Annotated in this window: 17 protein-coding genes; 12 read left to right on the forward strand and 5 right to left on the reverse strand. The window is 64.7% G+C overall.

Annotation, left to right across the window (positions count from 1 at the left end; all coding sequences use genetic code 11):
• A complete protein-coding gene (locus JF781_RS13630; RefSeq protein ID WP_225341225.1) occupies nt 1–618 on the reverse strand; it encodes a class I SAM-dependent methyltransferase in 618 nt (205 codons plus the stop codon).
• 101 nt (nt 619–719) lie between these two features.
• Between JF781_RS13630 and JF781_RS13635 the strand changes: the two genes are divergently transcribed.
• Nucleotides 720–1,295 (forward strand): TetR/AcrR family transcriptional regulator, encoded by a 576-nt coding sequence (locus JF781_RS13635; protein ID WP_225341226.1) that lies wholly within the window; start codon nt 720–722, stop codon nt 1,293–1,295.
• Nucleotides 1,296–1,375: 80 nt separating this feature from the next.
• Here JF781_RS13635 and JF781_RS13640 read toward each other — a convergent pair whose 3' ends face one another.
• Nucleotides 1,376–2,170: an alpha/beta fold hydrolase gene (locus JF781_RS13640; RefSeq protein ID WP_225341227.1), complete on the reverse strand. Its 795-nt coding sequence runs from the start codon at nt 2,168–2,170 to the stop codon at nt 1,376–1,378.
• 328 nt (nt 2,171–2,498) lie between these two features.
• On the opposite strand from JF781_RS13640, the gene JF781_RS13645 reads away from it, so the two are divergent.
• Nucleotides 2,499–3,146, forward strand: a complete 648-nt coding sequence (locus JF781_RS13645; RefSeq protein WP_225341259.1) for a DUF305 domain-containing protein — start codon at nt 2,499–2,501, stop codon at nt 3,144–3,146.
• A 54-nt stretch (nt 3,147–3,200) separates the two neighbouring features.
• On the opposite strand, the gene JF781_RS13650 is transcribed toward JF781_RS13645, so the two are convergent.
• Nucleotides 3,201–3,947: a response regulator transcription factor gene (locus JF781_RS13650; protein ID WP_225341260.1), complete on the reverse strand. Its 747-nt coding sequence runs from the start codon at nt 3,945–3,947 to the stop codon at nt 3,201–3,203.
• 109 nt (nt 3,948–4,056) lie between these two features.
• Between JF781_RS13650 and JF781_RS13655 the strand changes: the two genes are divergently transcribed.
• Both JF781_RS13655 and JF781_RS13660 read left to right on the forward strand, forming a co-directional pair.
• Nucleotides 4,057–4,272, forward strand: coding sequence for a hypothetical protein (locus JF781_RS13655; protein ID WP_225341228.1), 216 nt, complete (start codon nt 4,057–4,059; stop codon nt 4,270–4,272).
• Between the two features lie 23 nt (nt 4,273–4,295).
• The gene (locus tag JF781_RS13660) at nt 4,296–5,804 is read left to right on the forward strand and encodes a multicopper oxidase family protein (RefSeq protein WP_304621374.1); all 1,509 of its coding nucleotides are present in this window, start codon (nt 4,296–4,298) and stop codon (nt 5,802–5,804) included.
• A 13-nt stretch (nt 5,805–5,817) separates the two neighbouring features.
• Here the strand turns inward: JF781_RS13660 and ripA are convergent, their stop codons facing one another.
• The gene (gene ripA, locus JF781_RS13665; protein ID WP_255641837.1) at nt 5,818–7,209 is read right to left on the reverse strand and encodes an NlpC/P60 family peptidoglycan endopeptidase RipA; all 1,392 of its coding nucleotides are present in this window, start codon (nt 7,207–7,209) and stop codon (nt 5,818–5,820) included.
• Between the two features lie 320 nt (nt 7,210–7,529).
• Between ripA and JF781_RS13670 the strand changes: the two genes are divergently transcribed.
• The 8 genes from JF781_RS13670 (at nt 7,530) to JF781_RS13705 (ending at nt 13,112) form a co-directional block, all read left to right on the forward strand.
• On the forward strand, nt 7,530–8,780 hold the full coding sequence (locus JF781_RS13670; protein WP_225341261.1) for an Ig-like domain-containing protein: 1,251 nt from the start codon (nt 7,530–7,532) through the stop codon (nt 8,778–8,780).
• A 128-nt stretch (nt 8,781–8,908) separates the two neighbouring features.
• Nucleotides 8,909–9,361 (forward strand): hypothetical protein, encoded by a 453-nt coding sequence (locus JF781_RS13675; RefSeq protein ID WP_374109699.1) that lies wholly within the window; start codon nt 8,909–8,911, stop codon nt 9,359–9,361.
• On the forward strand, nt 9,358–9,972 hold the full coding sequence (locus JF781_RS13680) for a TlpA disulfide reductase family protein (RefSeq protein ID WP_225341231.1): 615 nt from the start codon (nt 9,358–9,360) through the stop codon (nt 9,970–9,972). Before JF781_RS13675 ends, JF781_RS13680 begins: the two co-directional genes overlap by 4 nt.
• A 44-nt stretch (nt 9,973–10,016) precedes the next feature.
• Nucleotides 10,017–10,376 carry a BlaI/MecI/CopY family transcriptional regulator gene (locus JF781_RS13685; RefSeq protein ID WP_225341262.1) on the forward strand — a complete coding sequence of 120 codons (360 nt, stop codon included), beginning with the start codon at nt 10,017–10,019 and terminating at the stop codon, nt 10,374–10,376.
• Nucleotides 10,376–11,293 carry a M56 family metallopeptidase gene (locus JF781_RS13690; RefSeq protein WP_225341232.1) on the forward strand — a complete coding sequence of 306 codons (918 nt, stop codon included), beginning with the start codon at nt 10,376–10,378 and terminating at the stop codon, nt 11,291–11,293. Before JF781_RS13685 ends, JF781_RS13690 begins: the two co-directional genes overlap by 1 nt.
• Nucleotides 11,294–11,397: 104 nt before the next feature.
• A complete protein-coding gene (locus JF781_RS13695; protein ID WP_225341233.1) occupies nt 11,398–11,535 on the forward strand; it encodes a hypothetical protein in 138 nt (45 codons plus the stop codon).
• 234 nt (nt 11,536–11,769) lie between these two features.
• A complete protein-coding gene (locus JF781_RS13700; protein WP_225341263.1) occupies nt 11,770–12,174 on the forward strand; it encodes a BlaI/MecI/CopY family transcriptional regulator in 405 nt (134 codons plus the stop codon).
• Nucleotides 12,171–13,112, forward strand: a complete 942-nt coding sequence (locus JF781_RS13705) for a M56 family metallopeptidase (protein WP_225341234.1) — start codon at nt 12,171–12,173, stop codon at nt 13,110–13,112. The genes JF781_RS13700 and JF781_RS13705 overlap by 4 nt, the downstream gene beginning before the upstream one ends.
• Before the next feature lie 21 nt (nt 13,113–13,133).
• On the opposite strand, the gene ripB is transcribed toward JF781_RS13705, so the two are convergent.
• Nucleotides 13,134–13,859 carry an NlpC/P60 family peptidoglycan endopeptidase RipB gene (gene ripB, locus JF781_RS13710; protein ID WP_225341264.1) on the reverse strand — a complete coding sequence of 242 codons (726 nt, stop codon included), beginning with the start codon at nt 13,857–13,859 and terminating at the stop codon, nt 13,134–13,136.
• Between the last annotated feature and the right edge of the window lie 65 nt (nt 13,860–13,924).

The following is a 13,924-nucleotide window of genomic DNA, read 5'->3' on the forward strand; positions in this document are numbered from 1 at the left end:
TCACCGCCGGGTCAGTGCGACGAGCCAGGCCGCGACCCGGTACGGCTCGACGGCCAGTTCCATAGCTGCGGGTTCGATCGCATCGACCTGCCAACCGTCGGCGAACGCAGTAATGATTTCGGTTTTGCTCAACCGCTGCGGTCCCCAGTTGCGTGTCTCGACGTCGCTGAAACCCAGCATGAAATAGCGGCCACCTACAGCGAGGATCGAACTCAGACTGTCCACGTAGTCGGCGCGCGCGGCGTCGGTGAAGATGTGAAAGAGTCCGCAGTCAATCACGGTGTCGAAAGTCTCGTCCAACTCGGCCAATCGGCAGGCGTCGTGGCAGATGAATCGTACTGACAGGCCGCGAGCGTGGGCCTTCGCTTCGGCAAGTTCGACTGCACGGACAGATTGATCTACACCGGTCGTTTCCTGGCCCTCTCGGGCGGCCATCAACGCGTGTTCGGCTGTGCCGCAGCCGATATCAAGAACGCTGCCTTTCAGGCAGCCGGATTGGGCCAACCTCAGCAAGGCGGTTTGGGGTCGGTCGATATCCCATGGCGGCTTCGAGTCATAGAGGTCGTGCGGACCGGCCACGGGGTGGTTGGGATGGGGTGCATGAGCGGGAACAAACATGGGCGCTCCTCAGCTGGCAGGAAAATCTGCGATTTATCAATACACTATGTCTCGCCTGTATTCACTATGTCTATAGGCGGGATGATGTGTAACGTAGGGGGATGCCCAAGCTGTGGCGAGAGACGATCGAGTCCCACCGCCGCGATGTGCGCGACACCGTGTTGTCCACAGCAGCCGCCCTCGTCGTCGAGCATGGTGTGCGCAGCGTCACGATGAGCCAGATCGCTGAAACCGCGGGCATCGGGCGCGCCACCCTGTACAAGTACTTCCCCGACGTTGACGCAATTCTGCGGTCGTGGCATCGGTGCCAAATCGATTCCCATCTGCACCGGCTTCGCGACATCAGCGAGAGTGCGGGAAGTGCCTACCAGCGTCTGACGGCAGCACTGACCGCCTATGCGCACATCCAGCAGCATTCCGGCCGCCACGATGCCGAGTTGGTGCGGCTCGTCCATGCCGATGAGCATGTCGATGCCGCACGGTGTGAGCTCCGCGACGTGGTGGCCAGGTTGATCGCCGACTCCGCGGCCGCTGGTCAGGTACGCACTGACGTCGACGCAGCGGAGCTGGCCACGTTCTGCATGCACGCCCTGACTGCAGCGGGTGATCTGCGGGGCGACGAGGCCGTTGCGCGGCTGGTAAGCGTCACCATGGATGCGTTGCGGATTCACCCCTGACGACCAGGCCGGGGCAGCCCTCACAGATTCGGCATCCCCCATCCTGTAACCGATCTCGTCGCGCACACGCACCGAGGGGATCAGTCCCCGAAGAACTCTGCGACCTGGCGTGTCCAGGTTTTGATGTCGCTCACTGAGTGCGCGATGTCCAGTCGAGAGTCGTCTATGAGCACGTGCAGGTGCGCTGCGGTGGTCACCGGGTGAAGCGGGTCGGTCTGCCATGCCAGGATCAGCGTCGGATGGGGTAGCGTCCTCACCGCGTGCGGTTCGGGTAATTCGGACATGCCCACGCCGCGTAGTACCGGAGCGAGGAGTTCGTCGGCAACATCAGGGTCGAATGCAGCTGGAGGATAATCGGCGAATATCGGCAATGGTTCGGCGGCGGCCCATTCCCGACGCCAGGCCGTGGGGCCTATCTGTTCGACACGGTCGGCAGCATCGGCGTACCACTGCCGCATATGGTTTGGGCCGGTCTCCCAGGACACCGGTGGAATGAGCAGGGCCAGCCGGCGAAAGCGTTCTGGAGCGATGAGCGCGGCATACAGCGCGGCGGCGGCGCCCAAGGATGAGCCTACGAAATCGATCGGCTCGTCGACGCCGGCTGCGTCGAGCACCGCAAGTAGATCTGAGGCGGCGTGCTCGAAGCGGTAGTCCTCGGCGACTGGTCGGCCGGTGGATTGGCCATGTCCGCGCTGGTCGTAGGTGAGCAGCGCGCCGTCGGGGGCCAGTGCGTCGATGTCGAAGAGATCCAGACCGCGCACCGCCGACCGGCTCAGTAGCGCCCCGTGGGCATAGCCGACGACCGGCCTACGTCCTCGTAGCCCGTAGGCGATGGTTTGGCCATCAGCGGTTATCGCGGTCGCATCCGCAGACATATCACTACCTCCTATACTCTACCCCCGAAGGGTATGGGCGTGCAGTGCCGGTGATGTTAGCGGCCGCAACGTTTTCTCAGTGGGCTACGTTCGGGGTCTGGACTGAAAGCCTTGAGTGGCAGTGTGTTTCATCTGGCCGATTTCCCGCACGGGGTGGACCGCGCACCAGCGGGACCTCGCCGGGATTCTTCGGTCCGTCCGGGCCCTTTACTGATTCTTTGTCGAAAATCCGGGTAGCCCGTGCATCTATTGGTCACGATGGAAGGGCGCGCCTGGCACAGGCTGCGCATTGCGTGTGCTCACGACGAAAGGTATTCGTGTGTTTCTCATGAGATCTGCCACGATCGCTGCTGCGGCCGCGGCCGCAGCGATTGGCTTGGCTGCGTGTAGTGGTAACACCAACGATCACGACATGGGTGCGATGACATCGCCGGGGGCGCAGTCCACATCGGCGGCCTCATCGCCCGGTGGTGCGCAGACCCAGGCCCATAACGATGCCGATGTTGCATTTGTCCAGGGGATGATTCCGCATCACCAGCAGGCGATCGAGATGAGTGACATCCTGTTGGCCAAGCAGGGCATTGACCCTCGCGTTGTGTCGATGGCCAACGACATCAAAGCCGCTCAGGGCCCCGAGATCGAGCAGATGCGCGGGTGGCTGGCCGACTGGGACGTGTCGACCACCTCGTCCTCGCCCGGTTCGTCCATGCCGGGCATGCCTGGCCACGATATGGGCAACGCGGGTGGCGGTATGATGTCGGAGCAGGACATGGCGGCTCTTCGGGCTGCCGAAGGCGTGGAGGCGAGCAAGTTGTTTCTGACGCAGATGGCCGAGCATCACAGGGGCGCGATCGTGATGGCTCAAACCGAGGCGAAAAGCGGACAGTTCCCCGATGCCGTGACGCTGGCCAAGTCGGTCGTCACCAGCCAACAGCAAGAGATCGACACCATGAACCAGATTCTGGTCGCACTCTAGGCGATCGGTCTGCTCTGCTGGTGTTGGCGACCAGCTGAACGGTTGCGGCAGTGATCACCCGCGCTCGGCGGCATCGGGGTGGCTGCCCAGACGGTAGCCCACGCCGCGCACGGTGATGACGTAGCGTGGGGCGGTGGGGTCCTCCCCGAGTTTTCGCCGAAGGTGGCCGATATGCACATCGATGAGATGGCTGTCGCCGAACCAGGGGGCTCGGTGGATCGCTTCGAGCAGTTGTCGTCGGCTCAGGACGATCCCGGGGTGTGCCGATAACGCACTGAGAATGTCAAACTCGTTGGGAGTCAAGGTGATTGGCTTGCCCTCCAGTGTCACTTCACGTGCGGCTGCATCGATGCGTAGCCCTGCGATCTGGGTGGGCATGCCGGGTTGGTCGACGGTTTCGGTGCGGGGTCGACGCAGCAGGGCGCGCACCCTGGCAACCAGTTCACGGGGGCTAAAGGGTTTGGTGAGGTAATCATCGGCACCGGCGGCCAGGCCCGCGAGAGTGTCGGTTTCGGTGTCGCGGGCGGTGAGGATGACCACGTAGGCGTCGGAGAAGGTGCGAAGCTGGCGACACACCTCAAGCCCATCGATGCCGGGTAAGCCGAGGTCCAGGACCACCACTTCAGGATCGAATTCACGCGCCAGCATCAACGCTTCTGACCCATTGGTGGCGATGCGGGTGGTGAAGCGCTCACGCGCTAGGTAGCTTGCCACCAGGTCGGCAAGCGCCGTCTCATCATCAACGATGAGTGCCCGCAGCTGCGCCCCGTGGTCACCGCGCAGCGCTGACTCGGTGTCCATCTGCTGAGACTTCGCGGAATCAGCCGCCGTCGCAACGATCTTCAACAAATCTTCACATGACCATTATTCGATCTACGGCTGGCCGCGCCAAAGTGGTGGCAAGGAGGCAATGATGAGTAGCGAGTTGGCGGTCGCCGTTATCGATGCGGGCCGACAATGGACGGTGTGGCTGGGGGCCGGCGCCTTGCTGGTATTGATGTGGACGATGGTCTGGGTGTCGGTGGCGGCTGTTTTCCACGATCCGGGCAACAGCAAGCACGGTCCCGCAGCGGCCCGTGATGCGATACTTCACAAGCCACATCAGTCGCCCTGGGGAAGTGCGTAGTGAGTGAACCGCAGCATTATCAGTTGAGCCGCAGAGGCTTTCTCGCGGCGGCCACGGTGACCGCGGCCGGTCTCGGTTTGGCCGCCTGTGGCCGGGAAACGGCCACGACCACCCGCACCAACCTGGCCGACGCAATTGCCGCAGCCGAGTCACGCCGGCCACACAGTGGCCGCACCATCTCGTCCACATTGAGCGCTGAACGTGTACGACTCGACCTGGGCGGCCAGTTCGCCGAATCGCTGTCCTACAACGGCTCGGTGCCGGGCCCGTTAGTGCGCGCCTCGGTCGGTGACGAACTGGCAGTCACGTTGTCCAACCGGCTTGACCACGCGACATCGGTGCACTGGCACGGCATTGCGTTGCGCAACGACATGGATGGGGCCTCACCGGCTACTCCCGATATCAAGCCGGGCAGTGAGTTCACCTACCGGTTTTCCCTTCCGCATCCGGGTACCTACTGGGCCCACCCGCACACCGGCCTGGATGCCGATACGGGCCTGTATTTTCCGGTGATCGTCGATGACCCCAACGACCCGGGCGACTATGACGCCGAATGGGTGGTCATGTTCGATGACTGGACTGACGGGGTCGGCCCCAGCCCTGCCGAAATCTATGACAGGTTGCGCGGCGGCGGTTCTGGCGGTGGGCACGACATGCCAGGAATGACTGGGATGCCTGGAATGCCGGGCATGCAAGGCGGCGGCAACGACATGGGCAGCAGTGAGCTGCTCGGTGGTGATGCCGGTGATGTGAGCTACCCGCTGTACCTTGCCAATGGGCGGGTTCCGCAGGAGCCCACCACTTTTCGAGCCAATCCCGGTGATCGTGTGCGTATCCGGCTGATCAACGCCGGATCCGATACCGCATTTCGGGTCGCGCTGGCCGGACACCAGCTCACGGTGACTCACACCGACGGCTTCGCGGTGGTTCCTAGCCAGGCCGATGCGGTGCTGCTCGGGATGGGGGAGCGCTACGACGTGGTCGTCACCGCCGGTGACGGGGTGTTTCCACTTGTCGCCTCGGCAGAGGGCAAGAATGCCTCGACCCGGGCGTTGTTGGTCACCGGCGCAGGTTCGCCGCCGGCGCCCGATTTCAGTCCTGGCGAGTTGGGCGGGCGTGTGGCGACTGTCGATGGATTGGTCCCAGCGCCGGGGGCTGCGCTTCCCGCGGCAGCCGCCGACGTCGAACTGCCCGCCGAACTAGGCGGGTCGATGACGAAGTACGACTGGACCATCAACGGGCAACCGTTCACCAAGACCCACCCACTTGAGGTCCGGGAAGGACAGCGCGTCGCGCTCACGTTCAACAACATGACCATGATGTGGCACCCGATGCATCTGCACGGCCACACGTTCGAGGTGGTCGGCGCCCAAGGACGTAAAGGTCCGCGCAAAGACACGGTGATCGTCTTGCCCATGCAGCGGTTGAGGGTGGAGTTTGTCGCTGACAACCCCGGCGTGTGGATGATGCACTGTCACAACACCTATCACCAAGACGCCGGCATGATGACCAGTTTGAATTATCGGAGCTGACCGCAACGCATGGTTAATACTCGATGAGGCGGGTCACGTACGGCATCATCCCGCTAGAGCGCACCGGGGCGATGCGCACCTGCGACCCGGTGAACGGCGCTTCCAGCATCTGGCCGTCACCTAAGTACATGGCCTCGTGTTGGCTTGCGTCGGGGCCGTAGAAGATCAAGTCGCCGCGGCGCATCTGTGACGACGGGATCTTGCGGCCGGCGTTGTACTGCGATCCGGAGTAGTGATCTAGCTTGATGCCCACCCCGGCGAATGCGTAGAGCATCAGGCCCGAGCAGTCGAAGCCGACGGTGTTGGCGCCTTGGTCGATTCCCCGGGACGGACCGCTGGCGTTGCCGCCGCCCCACGAGTAGGGCACGCCCAGTTGCGCCGTGGCGCGACGGATGACGTATTCGGAGGCCTGGCGGCCATAGACACGGGGAATCCGTCCGTTGGTGAAGCCGGGGTCAGCCGGGGTGGCCGCCTTGGGCAGGATGCCCAACGACGTCAGAAAAGTGCGGCCCATCTGGGCAGTCACTTGAGCCGAGGTCGCCGAGATCTGCAACACCGCGTTGATGATGGCCACCGGATCGCCGGCCAAGTTTGCGCTGGGCACCATCGGCAGCGTCGTATCCCATTGGCCGGCATCGGGTCTCCCGGTAGGGGCACGGTCCCACGTGTCGCCGCCGGCCGCCGTGGTGCCCGCTGCGGGCCGAGACTTTGATACCAGCTGGGCGTCAAGGCGTTCCTGCGCGCGGGCACGCGCTGTGGCCAGGCGGTCCACTGCTATCTGTTGGGTGCGAAATTGGGTCTGAGCCTCGGTGAGTGTCGCGATGGCGGCCTGTTGGCTGCGTTCGGCGTCGCTCACCGCGGTGGCTGCACGCCCTTCGGCCGAGCGGGCCGCTGATGACAGGTTGGCCGTGGTGGTGCGCGCACGCTGCAATCGTGCGAGCACCGTTTGGTGGCTGCGGATCAGTTCACGGTCGGCATTGACCGCCGTGATCAGGTCCTCGGGCCGAGATACCGACAGCAGCGCGGTAGAGGGACCGTGGATGTAGGTGGCGGCTGCGGCGTCATCGAAGCGCTGTTGCGCCGATGTGATCGCCGCACCGGCATCGGCGAGGGCACGCACGCGGGAATCGGCGTCGCGGCGGGCGGACTCAGCGTTGTCGCGAGCATGTGCGAGGTCCACGAGAGCCTTATTGACCGACTCCTGGCGCTGCTGAATAGCGGCCGCGGCCCCAGCCAATTGCTGATCGGCTTCGGCGACGGCGGCTACCAACGATGCCACCGCAGCCTCATCACGCTGTCCGACTACGTCGTGGGAGGCCCATGCGACAGGGCCGGACCCGACCACAGTCGTCACAGTGGCGATCGCGGCCACGGCCCGATTGAGGAAATAGCGCCCAGGACGCATGGGGTTTCTCCGTCGCAAGGGGCGTCGCAGGTTCCCGATGGCGGTGTTCCCCCGAACTCCAGAACTTTCCGCCGCCGGTCGACACCCATTCCACACCGCACTACTGAACTACGCAGTAGTACCGTAACTCACAGGAGCCCCACCGGTCACTGCCGTCACAGTCTCGAAGTGATAACACTTAGGTGCCGACGACGCGCAACAAAAGAACTTCATAAGTCTTTGAGCAACAAGTCGGTACGTGCACTCCCGGTTATCTACTATGTGAGATAGTAGATAACTAAAGTCGGTGGTATGCGTGATAGATCGGGGGTGTGACGATGATGGACCGCCGGATTCGGGTCGCGCTGCTGGCGGTGGTCTTGGGCGCGACCGCGACGCTGGGAATCGTAGAAGTGACCTCGCTGTCCAAATGCCCCGGCTGCGGCTTCGGGCAGACAACGCCCGAAGCCCTTGACGCGGCGGCACTTCCCCGCCCGGAACTGCAGATCAGCCCAGGCATGGACGCCGCCGGCGTGGACCCGTTAGCGCCAGTGACGGTGTCGGCAACCTCGGGAGCACTGTCACAGGTCGTGATGACCAACGAGCAGGGCAACCGTATCGTCGGTGTCACCACCCCCGACTATGCAGTGTGGAAACCGGGAGTACCGCTGGGATATGGCCGCACCTATACGATCAACGCGACAGCGGTGGGGGCCGACGGCACCTCGGTGCAGCGAACATCGCAGTTTTCGACAGTGGTGCCGAGCAATCAGACGCAGGTGCAACTGACCACGACAGCGGGAACGGCACTGCGTGAGGACGCCACGTACGGCATCGGCACGGTGGTCGTGGCACGGTTCGACGAACCCATCGCCGATCGGGCCGCCGCGGAACGGCGCTTCGTGGTGACCACGTCACCGGCAGTGCGGGGATCGTGGTACTGGGTTGATGACCAGACGGCCCATTGGCGCCCGCCGGCCTACTTTGCGCCGGGTACCTCAGTGACGGTGCAGGCCAACATCTACGGCGCATCGTTGGGCGGCGGTCTGTATGGCCAGGAGGATGCCCGAGTGCGTTTCTCCATTGGGGACGCCCACGTGTCGATCGCCGATGACACGACCAAACAAGTCAGCGTGTTCAACAACGGCCAATTGGTTCGAACGATGCCCACCTCGATGGGAATGGGTGGAACCGAGACCATCAACGGCCAAACGCTGTCGTTTTGGACCCAGCCCGGCGTCTACACCGTGATGGATAAGGCCAACCCCGTGATCATGGACTCTTCCACCTACGGGCTGCCGATCAACTCGCGGCTGGGATATCGCGAAACCATCTACTGGGCAACACGAATCAGCACCGACGGCATATATCTGCACCAGCTTGAAAGCACGGTCTGGGCGCAAGGAAACACCAATGTGTCGCACGGCTGTCTCAACCTCAATCCCGACAACGCTCGTTGGTTCTACGACTTCTCCCAACCCGGCGACGTCGTCGAGGTCCGCAACACCGGCGGCCAGCCGCTGCAGCTTTGGCAGAACGGCGATTGGAGCCTTCCATGGGACCAGTGGCTGAAGGGCAGCGCACTGGATTGACGTCATTCCCGCCGGCAACCCGCAACTACGGATGGTGATCTACTATTTTGCCTAGTACTGAGTGCGGCGGTAATAAGAAGATGGGACGCAGAATGAATGTGTACCGACCCACACGGCTACAGGTGGTGGTGGCTGTCGTGGCGACCGGTGTGGTGGGTCTGGCGGTCGGCATACCGAGCGCATTGGTGCACAACCCGCTGTTCGTTCGGATGACGCCGCCACCGTGGTGGAGCTATGTCGTCTGGGGGCTGGTCGCGGCGGCCAGCGGAGCACTGACAGCAACCTATGTCGGGCGCCGATCGGCGGTGCCTGCACGGACGGGACCTATAGGACTGGTCGCCAACGTGGGGTCGTTGCTGGCAGTCGGTTGCCCGGTCTGCAACAAGCTTGTGGTTGCTGCGGTCGGGGCTTCCGGCGCGTTGACGATGTGGGCACCGGTGCAACCCGTCATCGCCGTCGCCTCCCTGGCCCTGGTGGGGTGGGCACTGTGGCGGCGCCTGGCGGACATGCGCAGTTGTCCGACTCCGGCCGCGCGGATGCCTGAGGCCGTTGGCCCTGCTGCACGTAGTGAGCGTCAATGAACAAAGCTGTGCTGACCGTTGCCGGTGTCGTCACGGTGGCTGCCGCGGCGATTCTGGTCGCCACTCATCACCCGAGTGAGCAACCAGCTTCGGCCCGAGACGCGGCGGCGCCGGTGGCCTCGACGGTCTCCGAGGAAGGCGTGGCTGCCTGCCCGGTCCCGGTTTCGGGTGGGACCGCAGCGCCCACGCTGTCCGGTGTGGGTGCACGCTGCATTGGATCGTCGCAGGTGATCGACTTGGGTGCGTCGGTGGCAGGCAGGCCGACGCTGCTGAATCTGTGGGCGGCCTGGTGCGGGCCGTGCCGCGACGAAATGCCGGTGCTGGAGGCCTACACCCATACTGCCGGCGCCGCGCGGGTCGTCGGTATCAACCTGAGGGATCGCCCGGGTTCGGCGGTGGCACTCATGCGTGACCTGCATATCAGCTACCCGTCGTTCACCGACGCCGACGACGCGGCTGCTGCGCTGGCGGCACCGCCGGTGCTTCCGTTGAGCTACTTCGTCGACACCGACGGATCGGTGCGGCGCCTGCACGACGTGACGGTGTTTCGCGATGTCGCACAGATCCAGAAATCGGTGGCCACCGCACACCAGCGAAAGACCCAACCGTGAGCACTCGCGATGCCCGCCGACGCGCCCCGGGCGTGCGACGGTCACTGCCGGGCCTGGGTGAATTGGAGGCCGCGATCATGGCGGTGATCTGGCGCTGTGACCAGCCGGTGCGTGTTCGGGAGGTCCTCGAGCAGCTCGACGCGACTCGTCATCCGGCTTACACGACGGTGATGACAGTCATGGACAATCTGTATCGCAAAGGCTGGTTGAGCCGCGAACGTGACGGCCGGGCCTATACCTACCGCGCGACGCGCAGCCGGATTCAGGCAGCTACCGACGCCGTGCGTGATCTGCTGGCCGACAGTGGTGATCCCAGCGCCGCACTCCTGCACTTCGCGCGCGGCGCCTCCGAGGAGGAGAGCCAAGCGTTGGTGCGCGGCCTCACCGAACGGCGCGATGTTTGATGACCAGTGCGCTGTGGTGGGCGGTCATGGGTGTGGCGCTCGGTGTCGGGACGCCGCCGGTTTTGCGCCTGATGACGCGTCGGGGCAGCGACGCCGCGATCGTCCTTGCCGTGTGGGGGTTCGCGGTGTTGACCACGACGGCGGCGATCGCGTTTCCAGCGTTTGCGCAGCTGCTGCACCTGTGTGGGCTGACCTCACCGGCGCGCGGCCTCGGGAAATGGGACGTTATCGCCGCAACCTTCAGCGGCGGTGCGCTCGTCGTGGCCGTGGCATGCGGTGGATGGCGATGGGCCGGCACGGTGCGGCAACGACGCCGGCTCCATGATCGTCATGTTCAGCTGTCCTGGCTGCTGACGGGACGGCGCCCGCACCGGTCGGCCACGCTGTGGCTGCCGGTGGGCGAGCCGCTGGCCTATAGCTTGTCGGGGCGGCCCGCGCTGGTGGTGATGAGCATGGGCCTGCGCCACTGTCTTGACCCGGCCGCCGTAGAGGCCGTGCAGGCTCACGAGCGTGCCCACGTGAGGCGACGCCACCATCTGCTGACAGGCATGGCACACGCCGCCGCGGCCGGCCTTGGCTGGCTACCGCTGATGCGGCAATCTCCTGCGCTGGTGGCCACCCTCGTCGAGCTCGACGCCGACGCCTGCGTCGCCCGCGTCCATGGTCGGCACGGGTTGCGTCGAGCGTTGCAGACCCTGCAGGCTTCCCCTGCTCCCGCAGAAGCATTGGGTATGGGCGCATTGAGCACTGATGTGCGGATGGCGCGATTATCGGCCCCTATTTCGGCCCGTCCCAACGGGTTTGCGGTGGCACTGGCAGCTGGTTGCACCAGGCTGCTTGCCGGCGGCGTGGTGATGCTGGGGGTCCTGATCTTGTGGGGCTTGGTGTCGTGTCCTACCGGACTGGGCCTACCGTGACAGGTCACCGTTCGCCACGACGACCTCGGCCTTCACCTGGGCTGAGTAGCCTGCCGGTTCTGCTGCACACGGCGGGATGGCTTTTCGTGGTGGTTGGTGCGGCGGTGGCTACCGCGCATCTCATCGCCCACATCGCGAAATGGCATGTTCCCGGCATGCGCGATGTGCTGCTGGGTTTTCCCATGGCGGCAATCTTGGTGATCATCGGAATCGTCCTGATCGGACTGCAGCCGCCGCGGTGACCGGACGGAGCAACCTTTGGCGGAGGCCATCTGTATCCAAGGCCCACAGCGGGAGTCGAGTCAGGTTGGGGGTCGTCGCAGCAGTAGCCCCCGCCGTTGGTGCGACATTGCCGTTCTGGGTATCGGTGTCGCGCTCGGGAGCCGACCGTCAACGGGGACACGGTCCGTCTCAGGTGAGGCTACGGGCCTGGTCACCAGGTAGGGTGGGTGCGAAGATCGTTGGAAGGTGACACTGTGCGGACACGAGGTTTCGGAGAGCTGGAAGCCGTTGTCATGGATCGTGTCTGGAACCATGATCCCGAAACAGTCACTGTGCGCGACATACTCGATGAGCTCATCGCCGAACGCAACATCGCTTACACCACGGTGATGTCGACCATGGACAACCTGCATAACAAGGGGTGGCTGGAACGCGAGCGTGACGGACGCGCCTACCGGTACTGGGCTGTCATGACCCGCGAAGAGCACTCCGCTCAGCTCATGCGTAATGCGCTCGACGGTGGCGGCCAGCCGGAGTTGGTGCTCAACCATTTCATCGAGCAGATCGACCCTGCCGAGACCGAACGGCTGCGCGAAGCGCTGCGTCGGCTGGCGCGCCGCAACAGCCGGGCCAAGGCTAAAAAGGCGAGTAAGCGGTGAGTTTGGCCGCGTGCCTGACGATCTACAGCACCGTGGTGCTGGTCGTCGGGCCCGCTGTGCTGCGTCGGCTGTCGCGCGCCGGGCACGCGCCGAGGCTCGGTGTGACGGCCTGGTTGGCCGCGATCGGCAGCATGCTCGCGACGTGGTTGGTCGTGGCGGGGCTGCTGGTCGTCGATGTGGCGGCGCATTGGGGTCAGCGCAATTCGTTTGTGGTGGCGTGCGTCGCGGCGCTGTGCGAGCTGGCGGCCGGTGACGCGGGCCGCGCTGCCCAAGTCGGTGTGTTGGTGGGATTGGCGACGGTGGTAGTCGTTATGGCGCGCTTCGCGATTCGTATTGGCCGCACGATCGCACGGCTGCGGGCCCAGGCCCACGGCCACGCCCAAGCCATCCGCCTGGTCGGACGACCAACTCCCGACGAGGACGTCTATGTCGTTGATGCCACCGCGCGGGCCGCGTACTGCGTGGCGGGTCGGCCGTCGGCGATCGTGGTGACCAGTTCGGCGATCGCTGCACTGGACCGTCACGAGTTGGGGGCGGTCATCGCTCATGAACGCGCGCATCTGCGTGGGCACCATCCCGCCGTGATGACCGTGTTGCGGGGCTTGGCATTGGTATTTCCGCGACTGGGATTGATGACACAGGCGGCGCACGAGGTGTCGCGGCTGCTGGAAATGTGCGCCGACGATGCGGCTGCTCGCCGGCATGGGTGCGACCCGCTGATCAACGGTTTGATGGCATTGGTCGGTGTCGCGCCCGCCGCGGCGCTGGGCGCTGCTGATGTCGCGGTGTTGAGCCGTGCTGAGCGGCTGCTGTCGCCACCACAGCACCGTGCCTGTATCGGTGCGCAGCTCGCACTTGCCGGTGCCGCCGCCCTCGTCATTGCCGCACCGATGACGATGGTGGCTCTCGGAGCAGTCGGCATCCTGGTCTGCAGTTAGCCGGCATTGACCGCTGTGTGGTCAGGTTTCGATGACGCGGGTGACGAATGGTGTCATTCCTGACGTGCGCACTGGCGAGATCTTGACCGGGACACCGGTTTGTTGGGCTTCGATCATCTGACCGCCGCCCAGATAGAGCGCCTCGTGCTGGCCGCCCCCGGGACCCCAAAACAGCAGGTCGCCCCGTTTCGCCTGCGAGGGCGGTACGTGGCGGCCTGCGGTGTACTGGTCACCGGAGTAGCGGGGGAGCAGTACACCGACGCCGGCGAATGCGTACCGGGTCAAGCCCGAGCAGTCGAAGCCGACTGTGTTCGCACCGGAGTCCACTCCGCGGCTGGGCCCGGTCAGGCTTCCGCCGCCCCACGAGTACGGCACACCCATCTGGGAGCCAGCGCGGCGGATCACGTATTCGATCGCTTGCCTGCCATACACGCGGTTGCCGCGCAGCCCGCCGGCCCCCATGCTTGGGCTGGCAGTGGGAACAAGCCCAAGACTGCCCAAAAACTTTCGCCCCAGATCCATGGTGGTCTGTGCCGCCTTGGCACTGGCTTGCAGTGACGCATTCGCGATCGCCACGGGGTCGCCGGGTGCACCGGCACTGAGTGCGCTAGGCAGGGTCGGATCCCATTGTCCCGGATTGGGTTCGGCTCGGGCTGGAGCCACTGAGCACACAGCCCATGCCGTCAGCGCGATACCACACGACCGCAGCAGCCGCCGCCGATTCCAGTCGCTGTCACCGGTCCGCATGGCAACCGCGGGCCGCAGTGGGCCATCAGGCAGGGAGGACATGCGAGGTGTTCTCCTTCCCGCTT

It is taken from the genome of Mycobacterium sp. WUMAC-067, from assembly GCF_020217485.1.
Lineage (GTDB): Bacteria > Actinomycetota > Actinomycetes > Mycobacteriales > Mycobacteriaceae > Mycobacterium.